This is a genomic window from Corallococcus sp. AB018, assembly GCF_003986945.1.
GTDB classification, from domain to species: Bacteria; Myxococcota; Myxococcia; order Myxococcales; family Myxococcaceae; genus Corallococcus; species Corallococcus exiguus.
Window position 1 is genome coordinate 1 of the sequence record NZ_RAWR01000445.1, and the last position, 1,277, is coordinate 1,277.

Genomic DNA, 1,277 nt, shown 5'->3' on the forward strand with positions numbered 1-1,277 from the left:
CTGGGAGTAGCCCGGTTCCGTGGACACCCGAGATGTGATGGAAGGAGCACGGGATGTCCGCGAACGAGGAGAAGTCGAAGAAGGCCCGTCGGCCGCGCCGAGAGTTCTCGGTCGAGTACAAGGCCCAAGCGGTGAAGCTGGTGGTGGAGGAGGGCAAGTCCATCCCCCAGGTGGCCCGGGATTTGGACCTGACGGAGTCGGCGCTGCGGCTGTGGGTGGAGCAGATGAAGACGGACCGGGGCGAGGGCAAGCCCGGCGCGTTGACGACAGTGGAGCGCGAGGAACTCGCCCGGCTGCGCAAGGAGAACCGCGAGCTGCGGATGGAGCGGGAGATACTAAAAAATGCGGCGGCCTTCTTCGCGAAGGAGATGAAGTGAAGTTCACCTTCATCCACGCGGAGAAGGCCCTCTACCCGGTAGCTGTCCTCTGTCGTCACCTGGGCGTCTCGCGCAGCGGCTACTACGCCTGGGCGAAGAGACCCGAGTCTGAGCGCAAGAAGAGCGACCGGGCCCTCAGCACCGAGGTGCTGGCCATCCATCAGGAGAGCCGAGGCACGTACGGCGCTCCGCGCGTGCATGCGGAGCTGAAGGCGCGAGGCCGGCGCGTGGCTCGCAAGCGCGTGGCGCGACTGATGCGCCAGGCGGACGTGCGCGCTCGGTCCCGGCGCCGCTTCGTGCGGACCACCGACTCGGCCCACCGCCATCCGGTGGCGCCGAATACGCTGGAGAGGAACTTCCGACCCGGCCAGCCCAACCGCACGTGGGCCGGCGACATCACCTACGTGTGGACCGAGGAGGGCTGGCTGTACCTGGCGGTGCTGCTGGACCTCTTCAGCCGCAAGGTGGTGGGCTGGGCCATGGGCGAGCGAATCGACCGCGAGTTGGTGCTGTCCGCGCTCGACATGGCGCTCCTGGGACGGCCTGCGCCAGCGCTCCATCACTCCGACCGCGGCAGTCAATACGCGAGCGAGGACTACCGCCGGCTGCTTGAGGCGCGAGGCATCGAGTGCAGCATGTCGCGCAAAGGCAACTGCTGGGACAACGCGGTGGCGGAGAGCTTCTTCTCCACGCTGAAGCTGGAACTCGTCTACGTCACCCGCTTCAAGACGCGCGAGCAGGCACGGTGCGCACTGTTCGAATACATCGAGGTATTCTACAACCGGAAGCGGCGCCACTCCGCCCTGGGCTACCTCAGCCCCATCGAGTTCGAGCGAGTGGCCACAACGAGTAGGCTGGCCGCGTAACCAACCTGTCTACGGAACCGGGTCACGCCCAGAC

1 protein-coding gene is annotated in these 1,277 nt (G+C 66.6%); it reads left to right on the forward strand.

What is annotated here, in order from left to right; all coding sequences use genetic code 11:
* The first annotated feature begins 53 nt into the window (after window positions 1-53).
* Window positions 54-1,243, forward strand: a protein-coding gene (locus D7Y11_RS42605; protein WP_233597565.1) for an IS3 family transposase whose coding sequence is annotated in 2 segments (ribosomal slippage) — window positions 54-345 and window positions 345-1,243 — 1,191 coding nt in all. Because the reading frame shifts where the segments join, the coding sequence is not laid out codon by codon here.
* The last annotated feature ends 34 nt before the right edge of the window (window positions 1,244-1,277 follow it).